The sequence below is a fragment of the Salinivibrio sp. KP-1 genome, from assembly GCF_000968645.1.
Taxonomy (GTDB): domain Bacteria; phylum Pseudomonadota; class Gammaproteobacteria; order Enterobacterales; family Vibrionaceae; genus Salinivibrio; species Salinivibrio siamensis.
The window spans coordinates 1-20,046 of record NZ_LAQR01000041.1 but is presented as its reverse complement, the minus strand read 5'-3'; the positions used below and the strand labels follow the sequence as shown (position 1 = coordinate 20,046).

Here is a 20,046-nt window from a genome sequence, read left to right as displayed (position 1 = left end):
GATTTAATCAGGGCAACACCCCACCCACGCTTGCGTCTATTACGCCATGGCAAGTGTGGTATCTAACATTCGGTTGGCAAAACCCCACTCGTTATCGCACCAAACCAGCGTTTTAATCAGCTGGTGATCACTGACTCGTGTTTGCGATCCATCAACAATGGCGCTGTGTGAGTCGTGGTTAAAGTCGATCGATACCAAGGGCGCTTCGGTATAATCCAGTATACCGTCTAATGTACATCGAGATGCCGTCTGCAGAGCTTGATTTACGTCATTAACTTTCACTTTAGTACGTACAGTGACACTTAAATCCATCGCTGTCACGTTTATCGTCGGTACGCGCACCGAGATCGCTTCAAATTTGTCAGAAAATTTCGGAAAAATCCTACCAATTCCAACATGGAGTTTGGTATCCACCGGGATGATCGATTGGCTTGCGGTGCGCGTTCGGCGCAGATCTGAGTGATACGCATCAATCACCTGCTGGTCATTCATTGAAGAGTGAATGGTAGTGATAGTGCCGGACTCAATCCCAAAGTTTTCGTCCAAGGCTTTGATCACTGGGACGATACAATTGGTGGTGCATGAGCCATTAGAGACAATACGATCATCCGCGGTTAACGCATCATGGTTGACCCCGTAAATAACGGTACGGTCAACATCTTGGCTGGCGGGATGTGAAAACAAGACTTTTTTAGCACCTGCAGCAATATGAGCCTCACCGTCTTCGCGTGTGCCAAACTTGCCCGTGCAGTCCAAGACAATATCGACATCAAGGTCACGCCAAGGTAAAAGCTGAAGTTCCGGTAAGTGAAGCAGGCGAATACTGTCGGTGGCGACAAACAAATGTTCTTGGTTATAGGAAACCGGCCAGCCGAACCGACCATGGCTTGAGTCATATTGCAGCAGATGCGCCATCGCCTCGGGCTCTGCGAGCTCATTAATCGCGACCACTTGAATGCGATCGTGCTTGCCACTTTCATACAGGGCCCGCAATACACTGCGCCCTATACGACCAAATCCATTAATTGCGACTCTTAATGCCATGTCCATCGGTGCTCGTTTAACGATGCCCCATAGTGTATCTCAAGCACGTAAAAGACGCACGTGTTGTGTGACTCTTCTCACGCTACCTGGGAGTAAAATGCGGAAAAAAACGCCCGCCTGGTGATAGTCCGAGACGGGCGTGGCAGTGTTAGGAGTGTGGCAGTCTATGAAGTAACAACACGCCTTTTATCAATGACTAGAAGCTAACATTTAGTCCTAACCAATATCGACGTTCATCACTGATATAACCGTAGTCTTCATACTCCCGGGTTTTATCCAATAAGTTATAAACCGCGCCTTGCAGTTCAATGGCATCGCTGAGCTGATAGTTCATCCCAGCATCCACCAAGGTGTAACTTGGCTCTATATTGCTGCGAGAAGATGGACCTGTCACAGGATCCATTTCTTCGCCACGATAGGTCACACTCACCCAAGGATTCAGCCTTTCCGTGGCTTGCCAATTGACTTCACCATACGCGAGCTGCTGGGGAATTTGCGTTAAAGGCTGCCCCTTATAATCACCGGTTTTTTGCTCTGAATCGGTATAGGTATAGCTGGCACTCACATCGAGCGTCTCCGTGACTGGCACGAATAGGCTCGCTTCAACCCCTTGAGTGACCGCTTCGTCGACATTAATCCGATAGGTTGGATCTGAGCCAAATTGATTAGGGCCATCCGTACACACCGAGGTTGGGCAAGCCACTCGGGTGATCTTATCTTCAAAGTCATTATGGAATGCGGTTAACGAGCCACTGATCCCCGAATCGCCTTGATAGTTGATACTGACTTCTGAGTTAACAGAGGTTTCGGGCTCCAGATCGGGGTTGCCATAGATATTTCCCCCACGACTCACTTGCGCCCAATTCGGGGCAATTTCGCGCAGTTGCGGTGAACGGAACCCGGTCGCCACGCCTCCTTTCACCACCCAGTCGCTGTTGAGTTGATACACGCCGTACACACGTGGGCTGGCGTGGTAGTCGTAGTTTTCATCATGATCGACACGTAACCCGAGGGTCAGACTAAATGGCTCAATCACACGCCACTCATCTTCGACAAATAAAGCCGCTTGTGTATTATCAATCTCAGTTTGGCTCGACGCTTTATTGGAGGTAAAGTCCTCCAACTTCGCTTTGTTCACTGAGCCACCGACCGTCAAAGTGTGTGTTTCAAAATCACGAATGAGACGGGTTTTAAACTCGGTGTTCTTAATCGTCATTTCACGACTTTTATTGCGGCTTTGCTCGTACTGTAAGTGTGAATCTGACCAGCCCCACGTCCAATGCCCTTCATGCCCAAGGGCGATTGATTGCCGTCGATATTCATTGTTGCTGTTTTCACATTGGTTGCGTCGACACTGGCTATCATCCGTGGGAACGGTTTTGCCTATGTGGCCATTTCGCTCTTGCGAACTCGCGCCCAAGTCCAAGGTCCACTGTTGAAAATCGCTGGCATCATAAGTCAACGAGGTAGAAAGACTACGTAAAGATTTGTCCTCGTAACCAGAGAGAATATCGTCTTCTTGGCGTTGAACGTTTTGACCCGATACCGTCATCCCTAGCTTATCGCTTAAGGCGCCAGAAAGGTAAAAATTGGCGCTTTGTTCATCGCCTGATGCGCGTTTTTCTTGAAGTAAGGTGCTTAATTGCACGTTGCCATGCCATTCATGTTGTTCACGACGAGTAATAATATTAATCACCCCACCGATGGCATCTGAGCCATACAAGGTCGACATCGGCCCCCGAATCACCTCGATACGCTCAATCGCTTGAAGGGGGGGCAACCAGCCTTGTTCAATACCCGGGCCATCGCTATTCGGACGTGTTTCTCGGCTCGTCATACGCTTTCCGTCCACCAGCATCAAGGTATACTTGGAGCCCATTCCACGAATGCTGATATCCTTGGTGTCACCGCCCCCTGTAACCACGACACCAGGAATACGCTTTAATGCGTCCGTGACATCACGATAATAACGATCTTCAAGTTGGTCACGGCTAATCACACTGATACTCGCTGGCGCCTTTGCCGTGGCTTGTTCAAACCCTGAGGCAGTGATCACCATGGTTTCCGTGTTTTGATCGCCTGCTTCTGCCGCATGAATGGCACTCACAGGCATACCGGCTAATACCATCCCGAGCACAACGGGACGAAGACAACTGGACATAATCAACTCCATTTTGTGATAATAGTTATCATTTGTTCATTGAGAATTATTCACATAGATGCACAGACGCCTAGCCCCATAAAGGGAACATCTCGTTCCATTTATAGAACGAGATGATTTCTCTCCTTCTGGACAGCCGACGTGACGTCTTACTGGCGTTAAAAGGACAGTTATGCAGGATTTTTCTTCGATCCGTTCGTTTGCGGCTTTGTGTCATCATCAAAGCCTTACCGCTGCCGCCAAGGCATTGGGCCAACCCAAGTCAACGGTGAGTCGTCGCTTGGCTCAACTGGAGGCCGACCTAGGCCAGCCTCTAACGCAAAGACAAGGCAATAGACTGGTCTTAACAAAAGCGGGGGCGATATTTGCGCGATACTGCCATCAAATTCTTGAGTTAGCAGAAAAAAGCGAAGAGGCAATACAAGATTTAAATAATCATCTTCAAGGGGCGATAGAAGTGATTTGCCACCCCGGAATGATGCGCGGCTGGGCGGGTCCATTGATCAGTACTTTTCTCGCTGAGCACCCTCGAGTATCCATCACATTGACGAGTGAAGTCAGCGCACAACGTATTCAGTCGGCCGATCTTATCATCTGGGCAGGAGACATCATGCTGCCGGTCAATTGTCGCTCATATCAGCTCGGCCATTGGCAATATGGTATTTACGCTGCGCCAGATTATGTCAGCCAATATGGCCCGTTTACACACCCTAGCATGCTCGATGAACACCCTTGGCTCGATGTATTTGCCCTTCGCCGACAAGGATTGACGCTCTATGACCAAGACAACACCTATCACTTAAGCGCCATGCCTAGCCGCTTTAATTGCGACATGATAGCGATTCAGTTAGATGCCATCGCAGATGGGCAGGGCGTTGGATTGCTGCCGATTTGGAGCGCCACTGGCTATCAACACCATCATCCTGATAGAATCACGCGGTGTTTGCCCCAATGGGCCTCAGCGCCGGTTCCGTTGCGTCTTTACTGCAGCGCTGGCCGTCTTCCTCTGCGTGTCGAATCACTGGTGCACTGGCTGCAAGAAGCGGTTCCCTCACCTTGGTGTTCACTGAATCCGCAGCAAGCATGCCATGAGGTGTAAGCGTGCCTCAGCCAATTTTGCTATACCTTAAAGACACACCCATATGCATCAACTGACTTGCGTTTATCACAATTACGAATAAAATAGACGTCTAGAAGTTAAAACATCTGAGATGATCGGCGATGCCCTTTGTTACGTATCGCCAATCTCCTTGATAACCAATGAGAGTGTCACATGGCGAAGCACCTGTTTACCTCAGAGTCCGTCTCTGAAGGCCATCCTGATAAAATCGCAGATCAGATTTCTGATGCTGTTTTGGATGCCATCCTTGAGCAAGACCCCAAAGCACGCGTTGCCTGCGAAACCTATGTTAAAACTGGCATGGTAATGGTAGGCGGGGAAGTGACGACCTCGGCATGGGTCGATATCGAAGAGCTCACCCGTCAAACCGTTCAAGATATTGGTTATGTCCACTCTGATATGGGCTTTGATGCCAACTCTTGTGCAGTATTGAACACCATTGGTAAACAGTCGCCCGACATTAATCAAGGGGTTGACCGCGCCGATCCGAAAGATCAAGGGGCCGGGGACCAAGGGATCATGTTTGGCTTTGCCACCAACGAAACCAATGTGCTGATGCCTGCCCCCATCACCTATTCACACCGTTTGGTCGAGCGTCAGGCGCAAGTACGTAAAAACGGCACGTTAGACTGGTTACGCCCAGATGCGAAAAGCCAAGTCACCTTTGCGTATGACAACGGTAAAATTGCGGGTATTGATGCCGTCGTGCTCTCAACACAGCATTGCGACAGTATTTCAACCGACGATCTGCGCGAAGCGGTGATGGAAGAAATCATCAAGCCAGTATTGCCGGCACAATGGCTGACCAAAGACACCAAGTATTTCATTAACCCAACGGGCCGCTTTGTGATTGGCGGACCGATGGGCGATTGTGGTTTAACAGGCCGTAAAATCATTGTCGACACCTATGGCGGTGCAGCCCGTCACGGTGGCGGAGCTTTCTCGGGTAAAGACCCCTCAAAAGTGGATCGCTCTGCCGCGTATGCCGCGCGTTACGTGGCCAAAAACATTGTCGCCGCAGGGCTTGCTGACCGTTGTGAAATCCAGTTGTCTTACGCGATTGGCGTTGCGGAACCCACTTCTATCATGGTGGAGACCTTCGGTACCGAAAAAGTGGCCCCAGAAGTGATCACTAAAGCGGTTCGTGAACACTTCGACTTACGCCCGTATGGTTTGCAAGAAATGCTGGATTTATTACAACCCATCTATAAGCAAACGGCTGCATATGGCCACTTTGGTCGCGACATCTTCCCCTGGGAGAAAACCGACAAAGCAGCGCTATTGCGCGACTTTGCCAAGCTCGGGTGATCTCCACGTACTCATTGCTTGTAAGGGAAGCTTCGGCTTCCCTTTTTGATCGCCACTAGGATCGCCACACTATGTCTTCTGCTTCTGACGCATTCGCCTTTGACAAGACCGCTTGGTCACCTGATGCATTACAGCAAGCGGCTAACACGCGTGTTTACCAGTGTATTGATGCGGCTAATCGTCAATTAGGCACCCAGCTACACTATCCTGCGATTGGCTTCACACTACGGGGTCAATCCGCTGGCACCGCGCACCCCACGCAATGGCGTGTTAGGTTTAACCCGATCCTTTTACAGCAGGCACCAGAGACCTTTTTCGACGAAGTGATCCCTCATGAGGTCTGTCATTTGGTTACCTTTGCGCTATACGGTCGGGTAAAACCACATGGTCCTGAGTGGCGTTCGCTAATGACCCAGGTATTTAACGCCCCTGCCAATACCACCCACCAGCTTGATATCAGTGCCGTGCAAGGCAAAACCTTCGCGTACCAGTGTGAGTGTGGCCCTGTTGCCTTATCCATTCGCCGCCACAATAAAATACAGCGCGGACAAGCCACCTATCGCTGCAACCGCTGTAAACAGCCACTAGTGAGAAACCTTGACGCCTTAGAATAATTTGTTTTTTCACCACTCGACCCCATATTAGTGACAAAGCCTATCGCCCCCGTAGCCATGTTACACTGAGGGCGAGATGACCATGGAAAACGAGCACAATGCGAATTCCTCGAATTTATCACCCAACGCCCTTGCCATCGCAAGGCGATGTGACACTGAGTGGCGAAGCTGCCAACCACCTCGGTCGCGTCCTACGTATGCAACCTGAACAACCGATTTTGCTCTTTGATGGCAGTGGTGCGCAGTTTCCCGCTATGCTGACGGAAGTCAGTAAAAAGCAGGTTGTCGCGACCATTACCGCTTGCGAATCACACAGTGTCGAGTCACCGCTTGACTTTGAACTCGGCCAAGTGATTTCACGTGGTGAGAAAATGGAGTTTACCATTCAAAAATCGGTCGAATTAGGCGTGAATACCATCACTCCCCTTTTATCGGCTCGATGCGGAGTGAAACTCAATGCTGAGCGACTCGAGAAAAAACGCCAACAATGGCAAAAAATCGCGATTGGCGCCTGTGAGCAAAGCGGCCGTAATGTGGTGCCCACCATTAACCCGGTGATCAATCTAGACACATGGTGCCAGCAGGCGTTTGATGGCTTAAAACTGAACCTTCATCCGCGTGCCCCCTACTCTATCAATACGCTGCCCGACGCCCCCGACAAGCTACGCTTGCTCATTGGCCCAGAGGGCGGATTGTCTGATGACGAGATTGCAATGACACGCGAACACGGCTTTGAAGAGATCCTACTCGGCCCACGCGTGTTGCGAACAGAAACCGCGGCGCTCACCGCCATCACGGCCCTTCAAGTCCGTTTTGGCGATTTGGGTTAACCGGCAAACAGGAGAAACATGATGAAAATAGGTGTTGTGATGGACCCCATCGAGGCCATCAGTGTGAAAAAAGACTCCACGTTTGCCATGATGCTGGCAGCACAAAAACGCGGCTGGGAAGTGCATTATATCTTGATGGAAGATATGTCAATGCAGCAGGGTGAACCATACGCTCGCACCCACAGTGTGACTGTGATGGATAACCCTGACCATTGGTACCAAATCGACCAAACCCAAACCCTCGCATTGCGAGAATTTGATGCCATATTGATGCGCAAAGATCCGCCGTTTGATACGGAATACATCTACGCAACCTACATGTTAGAGCGGGCTGAGGAAGCGGGTGTATTGATTGTTAACAAGCCGCAAAGTTTGCGTGACTGCAATGAAAAGCTTTATACCGCGTGGTTCCCAGAGCATACGCCGACCACTTTGGTGACCCGTCGTGCCGACGAAATTAAAGCATTCCAAGCCGAACACGGCGATGTGATTTTAAAACCACTCGATGGCATGGGCGGCGCGTCTATCTTTCGAGTCAAACAAGGCGATCCAAACCTGTCGGTGATTATTGAAACCCTGACCGAGCATGGCCAACGTTTTTGCATGGCACAAACTTTCGTCCCTGACATCAGCAACGGTGACAAGCGCATCTTAATTGTTGATGGCGAACCGGTTCCCTACTGTTTAGCCCGTATCCCGGCCGACGGTGAAACGCGCGGTAACTTGGCTGCTGGCGGCCGTGGCGAAGCGCGTCCTTTATCAGAGACTGATTGGACAATCGCACGCGCGATCGCTCCGACATTGAAAGAGAAAGGGCTGATATTCGTAGGGCTCGACGTGATTGGCGACAAGCTAACAGAAATCAACGTCACCAGTCCGACCTGTATTCGCGAGATTGACGCCGCGTATGACATTTCAATTGGTGACATCTTGATGGAGGCGATCGCCAGACGCTGCGCCTAATTTGAGGAGGCGCAGCGCCTCCTTCATTATCTAAAACATCAATCTTCGCGCATACTCAAGGTACGCGCACCAACAGGAGACGGCGATATGGATCTGAAAAATCATTTTTTAATCGCGATGCCCAGTATGGCTGATAGCCGTTTTCAGCATGGTGTCATTTATGTCTGTGAGCATAGCCATGATGGGGCAATGGGACTGATGATTAACCACCCCATTAATTTGTCTGTCGGCAAAATGCTGGATCAAATTGACGTCGAGCGCCAGCTCCCCCTTTCAAGCACCACAGAGAGCTTGTCTCAACCTGTGTTGTTTGGTGGTCCTGTCTCCGAAGACAGAGGCTTTGTGCTGCATCCTGCAACCTGTGAGTATGGCACCAGTATTCCCCTGTCTGATCAGCTATCGGTCACGACCTCAAAAGATATTCTCTCGATTCTCGGCACCGAGCAACAGCCAGAGCAATTTCTGGTCGCGCTGGGCTATGCAGGCTGGGAGCCGGGACAGCTCGAGCAGGAACTGGCCGACAATAGCTGGCTAACACTGGAAGCCGATCCCAAGGTCATTTTTGATACCCCCGTTCACCAACGTTGGCAAAAAGCGCTCGATCAGCTCGGCATTGACGCCGCAAACCTCTCATCACAAGTAGGACATGCATGAACGCACAAACCATTATTGGATTTGATTACGGCGTCAAAAGCATTGGCGTTGCCATCGGCCAGTCGCTAACTGGCACCGCTCGCCCTTTGTGTGCCTTAAAAGCCCGAGACGGGATCCCAAATTGGGATGACATTGAAGCCATACTCAAAGACTGGCAACCCGATTATCTGGTGGTAGGCTTGCCGCTTGATTTACACGGTCAACCTTTAGAGACCATCACGCCAAGGGCAAAGAAGTTTGCCAACCGCCTGCATGGACGTTTCGGCTACCCAGTTGAGCTGCACGATGAACGCCTATCTACCCGTGAAGCGCGTGCGGATCTGTTTTCCCGCGGCGGGTATAAGGCGCTAGGAAAAGGCGCCGTCGACGCCCAATCTGCGGTGGTGATTATCGAAAGCTGGTTTGAGCGTCAATACACAGATTGAGTGGACGTTATCGCCTCCTGCGGCGCAATCACGCCTTGGTTCTCTAGCTGTGCCATCGCTTGCGCCATGGTCTGCATGCCATGCGCGGTGCCGGTTTGCATCATGGAGGTGATTTGCGCCACTCTATCCTCTCGGATCAAGTTACAAATCGCTGACGTCACCGTCATGATTTCATAAGCGGCAACACGCTGGCCTTGGACACTTTTGACAAGCTGCTGAGAGATCACCGCCCGCAGTGAAGCAGACAGCATTGAACGTACCAAGGGTTTATCACTGCCCGGAAAAACGTCAATGATACGATCCACACTTTTAGCAGCGCTGACGGTATGCAAGGTCGCAAACACCAAATGCCCGGTTTCTGCCGCGGTTAATGCCAAGCTGATGGTTTCTAAATCACGTAGCTCACCCACCAATATCACATCTGGGTCTTCACGCAGCGCGGAGCGCAATGCCTGCTGAAAAGACTGCGTGTCACGCTTGACCTCTCGCTGGTTCACCAAACTTTGCTCGGACGGGTGGATAAACTCAATCGGATCTTCGATTGTCAGAATATGCTTTTGCTGGTGGTGATTTATCTGCGCGATCATGGCCGCCAATGTGGTCGATTTCCCCGAGCCTGTCGGCCCAGTCACCAACACCAATCCTTGGTGTAACAAAGCCAGCTCACTGAAAAGTGGCGGCGCGGATAAATCCTCTAACCTTGGGACAGCCGTTGGCACCACACGAAAAACCGCCGCACAGCCATGTTGCTGATGGAACGCATTAACACGAAAACGCGCCACCGAGGCCAGCTCAAAGGAAAAGTCGATTTCCCATTCATTGTCAAAACTATGCTGCTGCTCAGGGCTCATCACCGCCAGTACCAATTGCCGTACAGCTTGGTGGCTAAGCGGTGGCAGACTAAGCTTGCGCATATCGCCATCTACCCGCACCATAGGCGACACCCCCGCAGAAAGATGTAGATCTGACGCGCGATGCTTTACACTTAACGCAAGTAGCTCATTAATATCCATTCATTTTCCTTGCAGAATCAGGTATGTGTCATATTAAGAACAATATTCAACAGGTCAGGGAACAGATAGACCACGCAAGCCAAAAATGCGGTCGACTCGCGGACTCAGTGCAATTAATTGCAGTCAGCAAAACCAAGCCTATCGAGGCGATCGCAGATGCCATCGCCGCGGGACAACAGGCGTTTGGGGAAAACTACGTGCAAGAAGGGGTAGAAAAAATTGACTACTTTGCCCAGCATCATCCCGAAGCACGCATTGAATGGCACTTTATTGGCCCCATTCAGTCCAACAAAACACGGTTGATTGCAGAGCACTTTGACTGGGTGCATTCTGTCGATCGGTTGAAGATTGCTAAACGCCTGAGCGAGCAACGTCCGGCACATTTACCGCCGCTCAATGTCTTGGTACAAGTAAACACCAGTGGCGAGGCATCAAAGTCGGGGTTAACCGTGGATAACGCCATCGCCCTCATTGAAGATATCCGAGCCCTACCCGGCTTGAATGTCAGAGGATTAATGTCTATTCCACAGCCTGAGACGAACTATCAGCGACAATGCGCCGCATTTGAACCTTTATCAAATGCGTTTCATGCCCTCCGTGAGCAGACAGAGAGTATCGATACCTTGTCGATGGGCATGAGTGGTGACATGGAAGCGGCGATTGCGTGTGGTAGCACCATGGTACGTGTCGGCACCGCGATTTTTGGCGCGCGAGACAGCCGCTAACGAAGCGGTCGTAATAAACCAATACAATGACGAGAACAACAGGAACGCTTTTCATGGAACATCGCTCCCTTACCTTTATTGGCGCCGGTAATATGGCGCGATCCATCATTGCTGGCCTTGTGAGTGCAGGCTACCCGACCTCTGCGATAACGGCCTCATCACCCAGCGCCCACCCTGGCGATGTGCTGAGTACGGATTATGGCATCCAAACCACCCGTGATAACTTGCATGCCTGCCAAGCGGCAGACGTCATTGTCTTGGCGGTCAAGCCACAATTAATGGCGCAGGTTTTAAGCGATTTATCGGCTGTCGATTGGTCTTCGAAACTGGTGATCTCGATAGCAGCCGGCATCAGTACTCATCGTCTGTGTGAGATGGCAGGTACCACACTCAACCTCATCCGTGTCATGCCGAATACACCGTCTCTTGTCGGCCAAGGAATGAGCGGACTCTATGCGTCTAGCCAGGTAACGGAGGCGGATAAACACTACGCCACCGCATTGATGAAAGCCGTCGGCGAGGTCTGCTGTGTCGATGAGGAAGCAAAAATTAATGGTGTGATTGCGGCTGCAGGCAGCGCACCGGCATACTTCTTTCGCTTTATGGAAGCGATGCATCAAGAAGCTATCCGCCAAGGCTTTAGCGACGAGCAAGCCAGGCAGCTGGTTCAGCAAGCCGCAAAAGGGGCGGCAGAAATGGTGGTAAGCAATACGGACACAACCATTGGCCAATTGCGTGAGCAGGTAACCTCGAAAGGCGGCACAACCGCTGAAGCGTTACGTGTTTTCGACCAGCACCACATTGGCGATATAGTGGCACAGGCCATGCAGGCGGCAGTCAGCCGCGCCAAACAAATGGAACAAGAATTTTAATCACTAAGGCAACGATATGAATGCAATGACCTTTCTGATCAACACCGCGTTTGATCTTTACATCATGGTGGTGCTGCTACGCGTTTGGCTACAATGGGCGCGCGCAGACTTTTACAACCCCTTCTCTCAATTTATCGTCAAAGCGACCCAGCCTGTGGTGGGCCCGTTGCGTCGTATGATCCCGGCACTCGGTGGTTTGGATCTGGCAACGGTGCTGTTTGCTTACCTGCTCATGGTGGCGAAATTTGTGGTACTGGATTTAGTCGCCGGCAACCCCTTTGCAATGAGTTCAGGCATGTTCCTCTTCTCTGCCATCGCCTTACTAAAAGCCGCGGGTAAGTTGCTGTTCTGGGTGCTGATCCTGCGTGCCATTTTGAGTTGGGTCAGCCAAGGCAACAATCCAGTAGAGTATGTTTTTCATCAACTTACTGAGCCGGTATGTGCGCCAGTACGCCGTATTATTCCACCCATCGGTGGGCTCGATCTCAGTATTCTGGTGATCTTTATCGCGCTCCAATTTATCAATATGCTTATCGGCGATTTTATCGGCCCGATTTGGTATGCACTGTAAGCGAACCGCCACGCGCTAAGTCCCCCTCGACTTATCGCCACGGGTTGCACCGCTTACGGAATCTCACGGGTGCCAACGATGTACGGCGGATCGTACTTAGGCACCCGTACGTATTGATAGCGAACCTCACTTCGCTTTATCACAAGGAATGATTATGCGTCAGATCATAGCAGCGCTCAGCATGATATTGAGTTTGCTTATCACACCGGCTTGGGCGGGGCAGTTTAAAGAAGTCGGTGAGTTGGAAGTGCATTATAACACGCTCTCAACCACTTTCTTGACACCCGAAATCGCCCAGCAGTACGACATTACTCGTAGTGGCTATCGAGGCTTGGTCAACATTGCCGTTCTCGATACCATGCAACTGGGAAAACCGGCGGTAGCCGCCGAGATCACCGGGCAAGTAAAAAACTTGGTCGGAAACAGTCGTGAACTGGACTTTACCGAGGTAAGAGAAGGGGACGCGATCTATTACATCGCCACCTTCGCAGCCGATGATGAAGAGACGTATCGCTTCCATATCGACCTTAACGCCGAAGGAAACCGCAATGCGTCTTTTGACTATAATTATACGTTTTACGTCGATGCCCCATAGTCGGGCCATAACCCAATAGGTAACTGTGATGAATAAAGTTGTGTTGGCAACGGGGAACGCAGGCAAAGTAAAAGAAATGGCGGGACTACTCGGCGAATTTGGTTTCGACGTCCTGCCGCAAAGTGACTTTGCCGTTGAAGAAGTTGATGAAACAGGCACCACCTTTATCGAAAATGCCATCATTAAGGCACGTCATGCGGCGAAAGTGACCGGCCTCCCCGCCATCGCCGACGATTCAGGCCTTGAAGTCGATGCCTTAAACGGCGCACCAGGCGTCTACTCTGCGCGCTATGCGGGGGAAACGGCCAGTGATACGGATAATGTCGCTAAACTGTTAGAAGCATTGCATGATACAGACAATGATGGACGCCAGGCTCGCTTCCATTGCGTATTGGTTTATATGCGTCATGCTAATGACCCAACACCGCTAGTCTGCCACGGGGTGTGGGAAGGGCAAATCGCTCACGCACCGCAAGGGGAAAACGGCTTTGGTTACGATCCGGTCTTTTTACCTGCCGATCAGCAGTGTACCGCAGCAGAAATGCCCGCTTCCGAGAAAAAACAACGCTCTCACCGCGGACAAGCACTCAACGCCCTGTTCCAAGCCTTAAAAGCGTCGCAATAAGCCATGATCCCATTGAGTTTATATGTGCACATCCCTTGGTGTGTACAAAAATGCCCCTATTGCGATTTTAATTCGCATACCCAAAAGGGCGCGATCCCAGAAGAGGATTATATCGATGCGCTGCTTGACGATCTTGATGCCGATCTTGCCGCCTACCCTTCAGTCATCACGCGCACACTGCACTCGATCTTTATTGGAGGCGGTACACCAAGCTTGATGTCGCCTTCACAGATAGCACGCCTATTGGATGGCATCAAAGCACGCCTTCCCGTCAGTAAGAGCATGGAAGTGACCATGGAAGCCAACCCTGGCACCGTGGAAGCCGATAAATTTATCGGTTATCGACAAGCAGGCGTTAACCGGATTTCTATCGGGGTGCAGAGCTTTTCTGCTGATAAGCTCGAACGCCTAGGGCGTATTCATGGCCCTGGCGAGGCAGAGCGTGCGGCCCACCTTGCTCATCAAGCTGGATTAAACAGTTTTAACCTCGATTTAATGCATGGTTTACCTGAGCAATCAGAGCAAGAAGCACTGGGTGACTTGGAAAAAGCCATCGCACTTAAGCCGCCACATCTGTCTTGGTATCAGTTGACCATCGAGCCCAACACCCAGTTTTACTCCAAACCACCGACCCTGCCAGAAGAAGATACCTTGTGGGACATTTTTGATCGCGGCCATCAGCTGCTTACCGACGCTGGCTACGTGCAATACGAGACATCTGCATACAGCTTACCCGATCATCAATGCGCTCATAACCTCAACTACTGGCGCTTTGGCGACTACTTGGGGATTGGTTGCGGCGCCCATGGCAAACTCACCTTACCGAATGGCGATCAGTCTCGCCTGCTTCGGACAGTTAAAGTGAAGCATCCGCGCGGCTATCTTGATCCACAAAAGGCCTATCTCACCGATAGCCAGTGGGTGAAACAGACTGATCTCGCGTTTGAGTTCTTCATGAACCGGTTTCGCCTACTCGAGCCTTGTCCGAAAGCCGAGTTTGTTGCCCGCACGGGGTTGCCTCTCGACCACCTTAACCAGCCATTAGCTCAAGCGTATGACCAAGGTCTGCTCGTTGAGTCCGAGACACATTGGCAAGTGACCGCCAAAGGTAAACTCTTCCTCAACGATCTTTTGGCCATTTTTTTAGCTGACTAGTGCAACAAACTGTATGTTAAGGTGCCTATTGTTTAGGCGCCTTTACCTGCCCAGCGGCGGATTGGTCTTTTGACGGCAAGTAAAGCAAGCGCGATTCATTCAACCAGCCTAAGAGGGATACCCTGTGACTTCGTCATTTCGTGTCGAGCCGAAACATTGGACTTTAATCGCCGCGCTGATCATCGCAGCCTATGCGTGCTATTTACTTATCGAGCCCTATATTGGTGCAATTGTACTCGCGTTTATTGTCTCTTTGCTCTTTTTCCCTGTTCATAAACGTATTGAAGATCGCATTGGACAACGCCCAAACACGGCGTCGGTCATATCCTGTGTCTTAATCACCTTTATCATCATCATTCCGCTCACCGTGGTAGCAGGGGCCATTATCGAGCAAGGCGTGAGCTTTTTTACACGCAGTTACGAATGGCTCAACAACGGCGGCGCAAAACAGTTACTCAACAACCCGCAAATACAATCGTCGCTGCATTTTCTCAACCAGTGGCTGCCATTTGATTTAATTGACCCACAAGAAACCGTGAAAAAGCTGGCGGCTTGGATGTCTTCATTCAGTGGCCAAATGCTCGAATTTAGCTCCAAGGTATTAGGTGATGTGACCGACTTTTTTATCACCTTCATGCTGATGTTGTTTGTCCTGTTTTTCTTGCTCCGTGATCACGACAGCATTATCCATACGCTCCGCCACGTGATCCCCTTATCACGAAGCCAAGAAGATCAGTTACTGGATGAAGTAGAGAAGGTCGCCAAGTCTGCCGTGCTTGGGTCTTTTCTTACCGCCTTGGCGCAAGGGGCCGCCGGCGGGCTAGCGATGTGGGCCGTCGGGCTGCCAGCACTATTTTGGGGGACCATGATGGCGTTCGCCTCCTTTATCCCTGTGGTAGGCACTGCGCTTATCTGGCTGCCAACCGTGCTGTATTTGGTGGCCACGGGCGATTGGCAATGGGCTATCGCCTTACTGATATGGAGTGTTGTGGTGGTCGGCTCCATCGATAATCTACTCCGTCCCTTCCTCATGCAAGGTAACTCGGGGATGAATACCTTGCTTATCTTCTTCTCACTATTAGGAGGGCTTCATCTGTTCGGCTTGATGGGGCTTATCTATGGTCCGATTATCTTTTCGATTACCTTGGTACTCTTTCGGATGTACGAGATCGAATTTGAACGCTTTCTTGACCGACAAGATAACGCGTAGGGGGTTTGATATTGGCCTAGTGCGCGCTTTGTGGGAAAATCCTTGTCTTGGCGCGCCACCCTACCTTCAAACGCGGCCGATAAGTACTTATAACCGGAAAGAGAACCCTCATGACCCTCACGGCACCCAGCGAGATTGCTCAGCGTCACCTCACCTTGTTCGCCAATAAACATGTTCTATTGGCCGGGGAGCTCGAAGATGACTTTGCCCAGCAGCTACTGTCTCATGCCGCACGCGTGTCGGTATTTACGACCCATCATGGCTATGCCACACGAATGGCAAATACTGACATCCATGTACACGCAGGCGCAGAATATACGGATGATAGCGCCGTCGACGTGGTACTTTTCTACTGGCCTAAGTCAAAAGCGGAAGCCGATTTTCTTCTCGCGATGCTCACGCATCGTCTCGGCGCGAATGTCGACTGGATCGTAGTGGGTGAAAACCGCAGTGGCGTCAAAAGCATCGAAAAACGTTTTGCACCGTATGGCCAAGTCATTAAACAAGATTCAGCTCGCCGATGCAGCCTATACCATGGCCAGTGCACATCACCGGCGGCGTCATTTAGCCTGGCAGATTGGTTTCACGACTACCCTCTCCAAGTAGGCAGCCTATCACTCACTGTTCGTGCTTTACCCGGTGTGTTTAGTCACAAAAGCCTTGATGATGGCACGGCCTTATTACTCCAGCACCTGCCCGACATACAAGGCGATGTGATTGATGTCGGCTGTGGCGCGGGCGTTATCGGCACGGTACTACTGGCTACCCACCCAAGCTGTACGGTCACCTGTGTTGATGTGAGTCATTTAGCGGTCGCATCAACCCAAGCGACGCTCGCGGCCAATGGGCTCAGCGGCTCTGTTTTTGTCTCTGACATGTTAGGGGCCGTCAGTGGACAGCAGTTTGATGCCATTATAAGCAACCCACCTTTCCATGAAGGATTGGAGACATTTTACCATGCCACCGAATCCTTGCTGGAAAACGCACCTCGCTACCTGCGCCGTCACGGCCAATTAGCGATCGTCGCCAACAGCTTCTTACGTTATCCGCCGATTATTGAAAAAGGATTCGGTCAGTGCGATACCCTCGCGAAAACCCGTCGATTTGCCGTTTATCATGCGCGAAAAGCACGCTAGTTGCTGACAACACCATCAATCAGTCGAGTAACACACTTGTAAGGTTTGATACCTGACAGCAGGTCACAGTTTTGACTGATCGGACGTGTTAGCGTCTACTCTCTCGCGGCTGCCTTTTGGCAGCCGTTTGCGATTCAAGCCCGCGTGATCAGGGAGAGGTATTCACAGCGTGCAAATGGATATAGGTTACTCTACACGTCTTCAACGCCGCTTTATGTGGTGGCTTTTTAGTCTTAGTATTATCCCTGTGGTGATTTTGACGGGATACTTTACTTGGAGTCAGTCGCAACTGCTGATCGATCAAGCCCATCAACAGCTCGAGAGCGAGCGCGATCGTTACTATGTCACCATCACATCATATTTTAATGACCAAGTGCGCGCGGTAACCAATCTTGCAGCCTCTGATCTAGCAACCAGCAGCGGTGGACGCTTTTATGGCTTTCCTCATGCATTCCAACAACTCGGTGATGATACGCGCCAATCGCAGCGTCGACTCATACCGATCCTTCAACAGTCTCCGAACCAATATGCTGGCGTAACAGCCCAAAAGTATCACCGCTTATATCGTCGCTTTCATCACCAATTTCAATCTTGGTTAGCAAGATACGCGTTCAACAATCTCGCGATGTTTGATTTAAACCAAAACCTCGTATACACCGTCAAAGCCCACCCCATGACACAGGACAACCCATCACTGAAAAATGCGATCAAGCAATTGATGAATATGCCTGCCCAGCAGCGCCCTAAATGGATGCGCACTGCCTTTGAGCCACATGGCTCACGCACCATGCAAGCTTGGTATCTGGTCCCCATACTTAAAAGCGGCCATATGCAAAGCGTCCTTGCTATTAGCACCACAACCGATAACTTGTCTGCGACACTTCGCCAACGGCAGCAACCAGAGTCTGGGCTGTGGCTGATTAATCAAAATCATCAATCTTTACTCAACAGTTGGGTGCCTCACACTGATCAAGCTAGGCCCTCGATCTTGCCATCAAAGCACGCCATCGATGCCGCTTTCCATGGCCAACAAGGGGTCATGTCTCCAAGCCAATATACACTCATGCCTCAACTCACGGCGTATCGACCCGTCAATGTGGCGGGGGCGTCTTGGGCGTTGATCACTTGTACACCTCAAAAACGTGCCTATCAGCCTCTGCGCCACTTGTATGCGATCAGTGCGACACTCGTGATCGTCGTTATTGTTTTATTAGTCTGTGTTGGGCATTGGCTATCTCACCGCCTGACACTGCCTATCTTACAACTGACTTGGTGCGCCGAGCAGTTTGCCGCAGGTGAACTGGACTATCCGGTCACCCATCGCCAGCGAAAAGATGAAATTGGTCGCCTTGCAAGCGCACTCTCCCACTTAAAACACAGCTTGAGAGCGACGTATTTTTCTCCATCAATCACGATTAACGATAAAGAGACACAAGCGCATCAGCCGGAGAGTATTCATCGTCGCTTAGTGGATGCGATGAACTTAGCTCTGGCCGCTTGGGGTGGGGATAAAATCGGGCTAGCAGAAAAAAAGTGGCTTATGGCGTGTTTACCAGGATAAAGGTAGCTTTCAAACAAGAACCTTGGATAAGTACCTGCACGTAGAAACCGTCCCAAAAACACCACGTTGGCGAAATGTAGTGCGCACGCTCGACTTTGTTCTCAAGCATACGAGTGAGCAATCACCACACTATCAGGCATTAAAACAGGCACAATTAGATATCCAGCACTGGGTCAGCCAAGACAAAGGCCAGCGTTAAGATTGTCATCGCACAGGCACCGCCTTATAGTGTTTGAAACTCTTTATCATTAGGTTTCGATGACGCTTTCTCTTCCTCAACTGCGGGTGTTTTTAACCATCGTGCAAGAGGGCACCATCACCGCCGCCGCCAAGAAACTGTTTCTCAGTAAACCAGCAGTCAGTATGGCACTCGCCGAGTTAGAAAGTCAGCTCGGTTACCCCTTGTTTGATCGACGCGGCAATCGGCTTCACCTCAATGACCAAGGGATAGCGCTTATCCCTAAAGCAGATGAACTACTCACCCGTAGCGACGAAATCAGTGCCACACTAAAAGACGATAGCCAACTGATTGGTTGGTTGCGACTAGGTGGAAGCGATACGGTGGGTAACCAGCTTTTACCTACACTGATTAGTGATTTTCGCCATGCGACGTGTCATCAACAACAAACATTGGTGATTGCCAACAGCCAAGAAATCATCACTCGCCTTCAACACTTCGAGCTGGATATTGGGTTGATAGAGGGTGAAATACTGCATCCCGATTTACTGCAAACGCCATGGTTAAGCGATCAGATGGCGGTGGTTTGTCACCCTAATCACCCGCTTGTGAGTCACGCACCGTTAAGTGTGGGCGATCTCGACAATCAAACTTGGCTGATCCGCGAATCTGGCTCGGGCACCCGTGAGCACTTTCTCTCAAGCCTTGCTCCTCGCTTCGAGCGCTGGCACCTTTCTTTCGAGCTCAATACCACAGAAGCGATTTTAAATGCTGCAAGTGCCGGGTTAGGCTTGGCGTACCTGTCTAAGCTCTCCGCTCAACACGCCATTGCCGATGGTCGAGTGGTTGCCCTCGAACTCCCTTTGCTATTATCCCGGCGCTATTGGCTTGTGCGCCACAAAGATAAATACCAGTCAGGCCTACTCACCCGCTTCTGGGATTTCTGCTTACACTGGCAACCTCAACCCCATTCTTCTACTTAACCAGCAATCACCACGCGACAGATACAAAAAAGCCCCGACCGTGAGGTCAGGGCTTGGTGTTTCTGCTAATTAAAGTCTTACATGTAGCTGCTTTAATTAGGTTATCTTGTTTGATGCGATGAGGATTTTGAAGCGAGACGCACAGTGTATGCCAATACATGAGCATCAAAGATATCAAAAGCATCGAGTAATTAGCAAGATAAGCGTTTTTGCCTTCAGATTTTTCCAAAAATCTGAAAACAAGAAAGCAAGCCTGGCGATGTCCTACTCTCACATGGGGAGACCCCACACTACCATCGGCGC

General features: G+C 50.7%; 22 protein-coding genes. 18 read left to right on the top strand and 4 right to left on the bottom strand.

The window, feature by feature from the left end; genetic code table 11:
* Positions 1-39: 39 nt before the first annotated feature.
* A complete protein-coding gene (gene epd, locus WN56_RS11130) occupies positions 40-1,044 on the bottom strand; it encodes an erythrose-4-phosphate dehydrogenase (protein WP_046075194.1) in 1,005 nt (334 codons plus the stop codon).
* A gap of 196 nt (positions 1,045-1,240) precedes the next feature.
* Positions 1,241-3,205 carry a ligand-gated channel protein gene (locus tag WN56_RS11125; RefSeq protein WP_156146673.1) on the bottom strand — a complete coding sequence of 655 codons (1,965 nt, stop codon included), beginning with the start codon at positions 3,203-3,205 and terminating at the stop codon, positions 1,241-1,243.
* A gap of 172 nt (positions 3,206-3,377) precedes the next feature.
* On the opposite strand from WN56_RS11125, the gene WN56_RS11120 reads away from it, so the two are divergent.
* The 7 genes from WN56_RS11120 (at position 3,378) to ruvX (ending at position 9,119) form a co-directional block, all read left to right on the top strand.
* Positions 3,378-4,304, top strand: coding sequence for a LysR family transcriptional regulator (locus tag WN56_RS11120; protein ID WP_046075070.1), 927 nt, complete (start codon positions 3,378-3,380; stop codon positions 4,302-4,304).
* A 174-nt stretch (positions 4,305-4,478) separates the two neighbouring features.
* Positions 4,479-5,633 carry a methionine adenosyltransferase gene (gene metK / locus WN56_RS11115; protein ID WP_046075069.1) on the top strand — a complete coding sequence of 385 codons (1,155 nt, stop codon included), beginning with the start codon at positions 4,479-4,481 and terminating at the stop codon, positions 5,631-5,633.
* 71 nt (positions 5,634-5,704) lie between these two features.
* Positions 5,705-6,247 carry a SprT family zinc-dependent metalloprotease gene (locus tag WN56_RS11110; protein ID WP_046075068.1) on the top strand — a complete coding sequence of 181 codons (543 nt, stop codon included), beginning with the start codon at positions 5,705-5,707 and terminating at the stop codon, positions 6,245-6,247.
* Between the two features lie 98 nt (positions 6,248-6,345).
* Positions 6,346-7,077, top strand: a complete 732-nt coding sequence (rsmE, locus tag WN56_RS16970; protein WP_046075067.1) for a 16S rRNA (uracil(1498)-N(3))-methyltransferase — start codon at positions 6,346-6,348, stop codon at positions 7,075-7,077.
* A gap of 18 nt (positions 7,078-7,095) precedes the next feature.
* The gene (gene gshB / locus WN56_RS16965; RefSeq protein ID WP_046075066.1) at positions 7,096-8,040 is read left to right on the top strand and encodes a glutathione synthase; all 945 of its coding nucleotides are present in this window, start codon (positions 7,096-7,098) and stop codon (positions 8,038-8,040) included.
* 87 nt (positions 8,041-8,127) lie between these two features.
* Entirely contained in the window at positions 8,128-8,694 is a 567-nt protein-coding gene (locus WN56_RS11095; RefSeq protein WP_046075065.1) for a YqgE/AlgH family protein, read from the top strand.
* Entirely contained in the window at positions 8,691-9,119 is a 429-nt protein-coding gene (gene ruvX, locus WN56_RS11090) for a Holliday junction resolvase RuvX (protein WP_046075064.1), read from the top strand. The genes WN56_RS11095 and ruvX overlap by 4 nt, the downstream gene beginning before the upstream one ends.
* Here the strand turns inward: ruvX and WN56_RS11085 are convergent.
* A complete protein-coding gene (locus WN56_RS11085) occupies positions 9,104-10,132 on the bottom strand; it encodes a type IV pilus twitching motility protein PilT (RefSeq protein WP_046075063.1) in 1,029 nt (342 codons plus the stop codon). The genes ruvX and WN56_RS11085 overlap by 16 nt on opposite strands.
* A 23-nt stretch (positions 10,133-10,155) precedes the next feature.
* Between WN56_RS11085 and WN56_RS11080 the strand changes: the two genes are divergently transcribed.
* From WN56_RS11080 to WN56_RS11035, 11 genes are all read left to right on the top strand, one after another.
* Entirely contained in the window at positions 10,156-10,857 is a 702-nt protein-coding gene (locus WN56_RS11080; protein WP_046075062.1) for a YggS family pyridoxal phosphate-dependent enzyme, read from the top strand.
* Between the two features lie 53 nt (positions 10,858-10,910).
* A complete protein-coding gene (gene proC / locus WN56_RS11075; RefSeq protein ID WP_046075061.1) occupies positions 10,911-11,729 on the top strand; it encodes a pyrroline-5-carboxylate reductase in 819 nt (272 codons plus the stop codon).
* Positions 11,730-11,745: 16 nt separating this feature from the next.
* On the top strand, positions 11,746-12,300 hold the full coding sequence (locus WN56_RS11070) for a YggT family protein (protein WP_046075060.1): 555 nt from the start codon (positions 11,746-11,748) through the stop codon (positions 12,298-12,300).
* 154 nt (positions 12,301-12,454) lie between these two features.
* Positions 12,455-12,895: a DUF4426 domain-containing protein gene (locus WN56_RS11065; protein WP_046075059.1), complete on the top strand. Its 441-nt coding sequence runs from the start codon at positions 12,455-12,457 to the stop codon at positions 12,893-12,895.
* A gap of 28 nt (positions 12,896-12,923) precedes the next feature.
* Positions 12,924-13,520, top strand: a complete 597-nt coding sequence (locus tag WN56_RS11060) for an XTP/dITP diphosphatase (RefSeq protein ID WP_046075058.1) — start codon at positions 12,924-12,926, stop codon at positions 13,518-13,520.
* 3 nt (positions 13,521-13,523) lie between these two features.
* Positions 13,524-14,675, top strand: coding sequence for a radical SAM family heme chaperone HemW (gene hemW, locus WN56_RS11055; RefSeq protein WP_046075057.1), 1,152 nt, complete (start codon positions 13,524-13,526; stop codon positions 14,673-14,675).
* 124 nt (positions 14,676-14,799) lie between these two features.
* On the top strand, positions 14,800-15,885 hold the full coding sequence (locus WN56_RS11050; RefSeq protein ID WP_046075056.1) for an AI-2E family transporter: 1,086 nt from the start codon (positions 14,800-14,802) through the stop codon (positions 15,883-15,885).
* A gap of 110 nt (positions 15,886-15,995) precedes the next feature.
* Positions 15,996-17,021, top strand: coding sequence for a 16S rRNA (guanine(1207)-N(2))-methyltransferase RsmC (rsmC, locus tag WN56_RS11045; protein WP_046075055.1), 1,026 nt, complete (start codon positions 15,996-15,998; stop codon positions 17,019-17,021).
* Positions 17,022-17,196: 175 nt separating this feature from the next.
* Positions 17,197-18,582: a HAMP domain-containing protein gene (locus WN56_RS17210; protein ID WP_046075054.1), complete on the top strand. Its 1,386-nt coding sequence runs from the start codon at positions 17,197-17,199 to the stop codon at positions 18,580-18,582.
* Between the two features lie 22 nt (positions 18,583-18,604).
* On the top strand, positions 18,605-18,781 hold the full coding sequence (locus tag WN56_RS16885; protein ID WP_156146668.1) for a hypothetical protein: 177 nt from the start codon (positions 18,605-18,607) through the stop codon (positions 18,779-18,781).
* A gap of 59 nt (positions 18,782-18,840) precedes the next feature.
* On the top strand, positions 18,841-19,743 hold the full coding sequence (locus tag WN56_RS11035; RefSeq protein WP_046074620.1) for a LysR substrate-binding domain-containing protein: 903 nt from the start codon (positions 18,841-18,843) through the stop codon (positions 19,741-19,743).
* A gap of 46 nt (positions 19,744-19,789) precedes the next feature.
* Here the strand turns inward: WN56_RS11035 and WN56_RS17080 are convergent.
* A partial coding sequence (locus WN56_RS17080) for a hypothetical protein (RefSeq protein ID WP_046075053.1) occupies positions 19,790-20,046 on the bottom strand: 257 nt, incomplete at its 5' end.

Excerpts from the sequence above, each read along its gene's own strand:
- epd (WP_046075194.1), bottom strand. The coding sequence starts at position 1,044 with ATGGCATTAAGAGTCGCAATTAATGGATTTGGTCGTATAGGGCGCAGT.
- WN56_RS11125 (WP_156146673.1), bottom strand. The coding sequence starts at position 3,205 with ATGTCCAGTTGTCTTCGTCCCGTTGTGCTCGGGATGGTATTAGCCGGT.
- WN56_RS11120 (WP_046075070.1), top strand. The coding sequence starts at position 3,378 with ATGCAGGATTTTTCTTCGATCCGTTCGTTTGCGGCTTTGTGTCATCAT.
- metK (WP_046075069.1), top strand. The coding sequence starts at position 4,479 with ATGGCGAAGCACCTGTTTACCTCAGAGTCCGTCTCTGAAGGCCATCCT.
- WN56_RS11110 (WP_046075068.1), top strand. The coding sequence starts at position 5,705 with ATGTCTTCTGCTTCTGACGCATTCGCCTTTGACAAGACCGCTTGGTCA.
- rsmE (WP_046075067.1), top strand. The coding sequence starts at position 6,346 with ATGCGAATTCCTCGAATTTATCACCCAACGCCCTTGCCATCGCAAGGC.
- gshB (WP_046075066.1), top strand. The coding sequence starts at position 7,096 with ATGATGAAAATAGGTGTTGTGATGGACCCCATCGAGGCCATCAGTGTG.
- WN56_RS11095 (WP_046075065.1), top strand. The coding sequence starts at position 8,128 with ATGGATCTGAAAAATCATTTTTTAATCGCGATGCCCAGTATGGCTGAT.
- ruvX (WP_046075064.1), top strand. The coding sequence starts at position 8,691 with ATGAACGCACAAACCATTATTGGATTTGATTACGGCGTCAAAAGCATT.
- WN56_RS11085 (WP_046075063.1), bottom strand. The coding sequence starts at position 10,132 with ATGGATATTAATGAGCTACTTGCGTTAAGTGTAAAGCATCGCGCGTCA.
- WN56_RS11080 (WP_046075062.1), top strand. The coding sequence starts at position 10,156 with ATGTGTCATATTAAGAACAATATTCAACAGGTCAGGGAACAGATAGAC.
- proC (WP_046075061.1), top strand. The coding sequence starts at position 10,911 with ATGGAACATCGCTCCCTTACCTTTATTGGCGCCGGTAATATGGCGCGA.
- WN56_RS11070 (WP_046075060.1), top strand. The coding sequence starts at position 11,746 with ATGAATGCAATGACCTTTCTGATCAACACCGCGTTTGATCTTTACATC.
- WN56_RS11065 (WP_046075059.1), top strand. The coding sequence starts at position 12,455 with ATGCGTCAGATCATAGCAGCGCTCAGCATGATATTGAGTTTGCTTATC.
- WN56_RS11060 (WP_046075058.1), top strand. The coding sequence starts at position 12,924 with ATGAATAAAGTTGTGTTGGCAACGGGGAACGCAGGCAAAGTAAAAGAA.
- hemW (WP_046075057.1), top strand. The coding sequence starts at position 13,524 with ATGATCCCATTGAGTTTATATGTGCACATCCCTTGGTGTGTACAAAAA.
- rsmC (WP_046075055.1), top strand. The coding sequence starts at position 15,996 with ATGACCCTCACGGCACCCAGCGAGATTGCTCAGCGTCACCTCACCTTG.
- WN56_RS17210 (WP_046075054.1), top strand. The coding sequence starts at position 17,197 with ATGGATATAGGTTACTCTACACGTCTTCAACGCCGCTTTATGTGGTGG.
- WN56_RS11035 (WP_046074620.1), top strand. The coding sequence starts at position 18,841 with ATGACGCTTTCTCTTCCTCAACTGCGGGTGTTTTTAACCATCGTGCAA.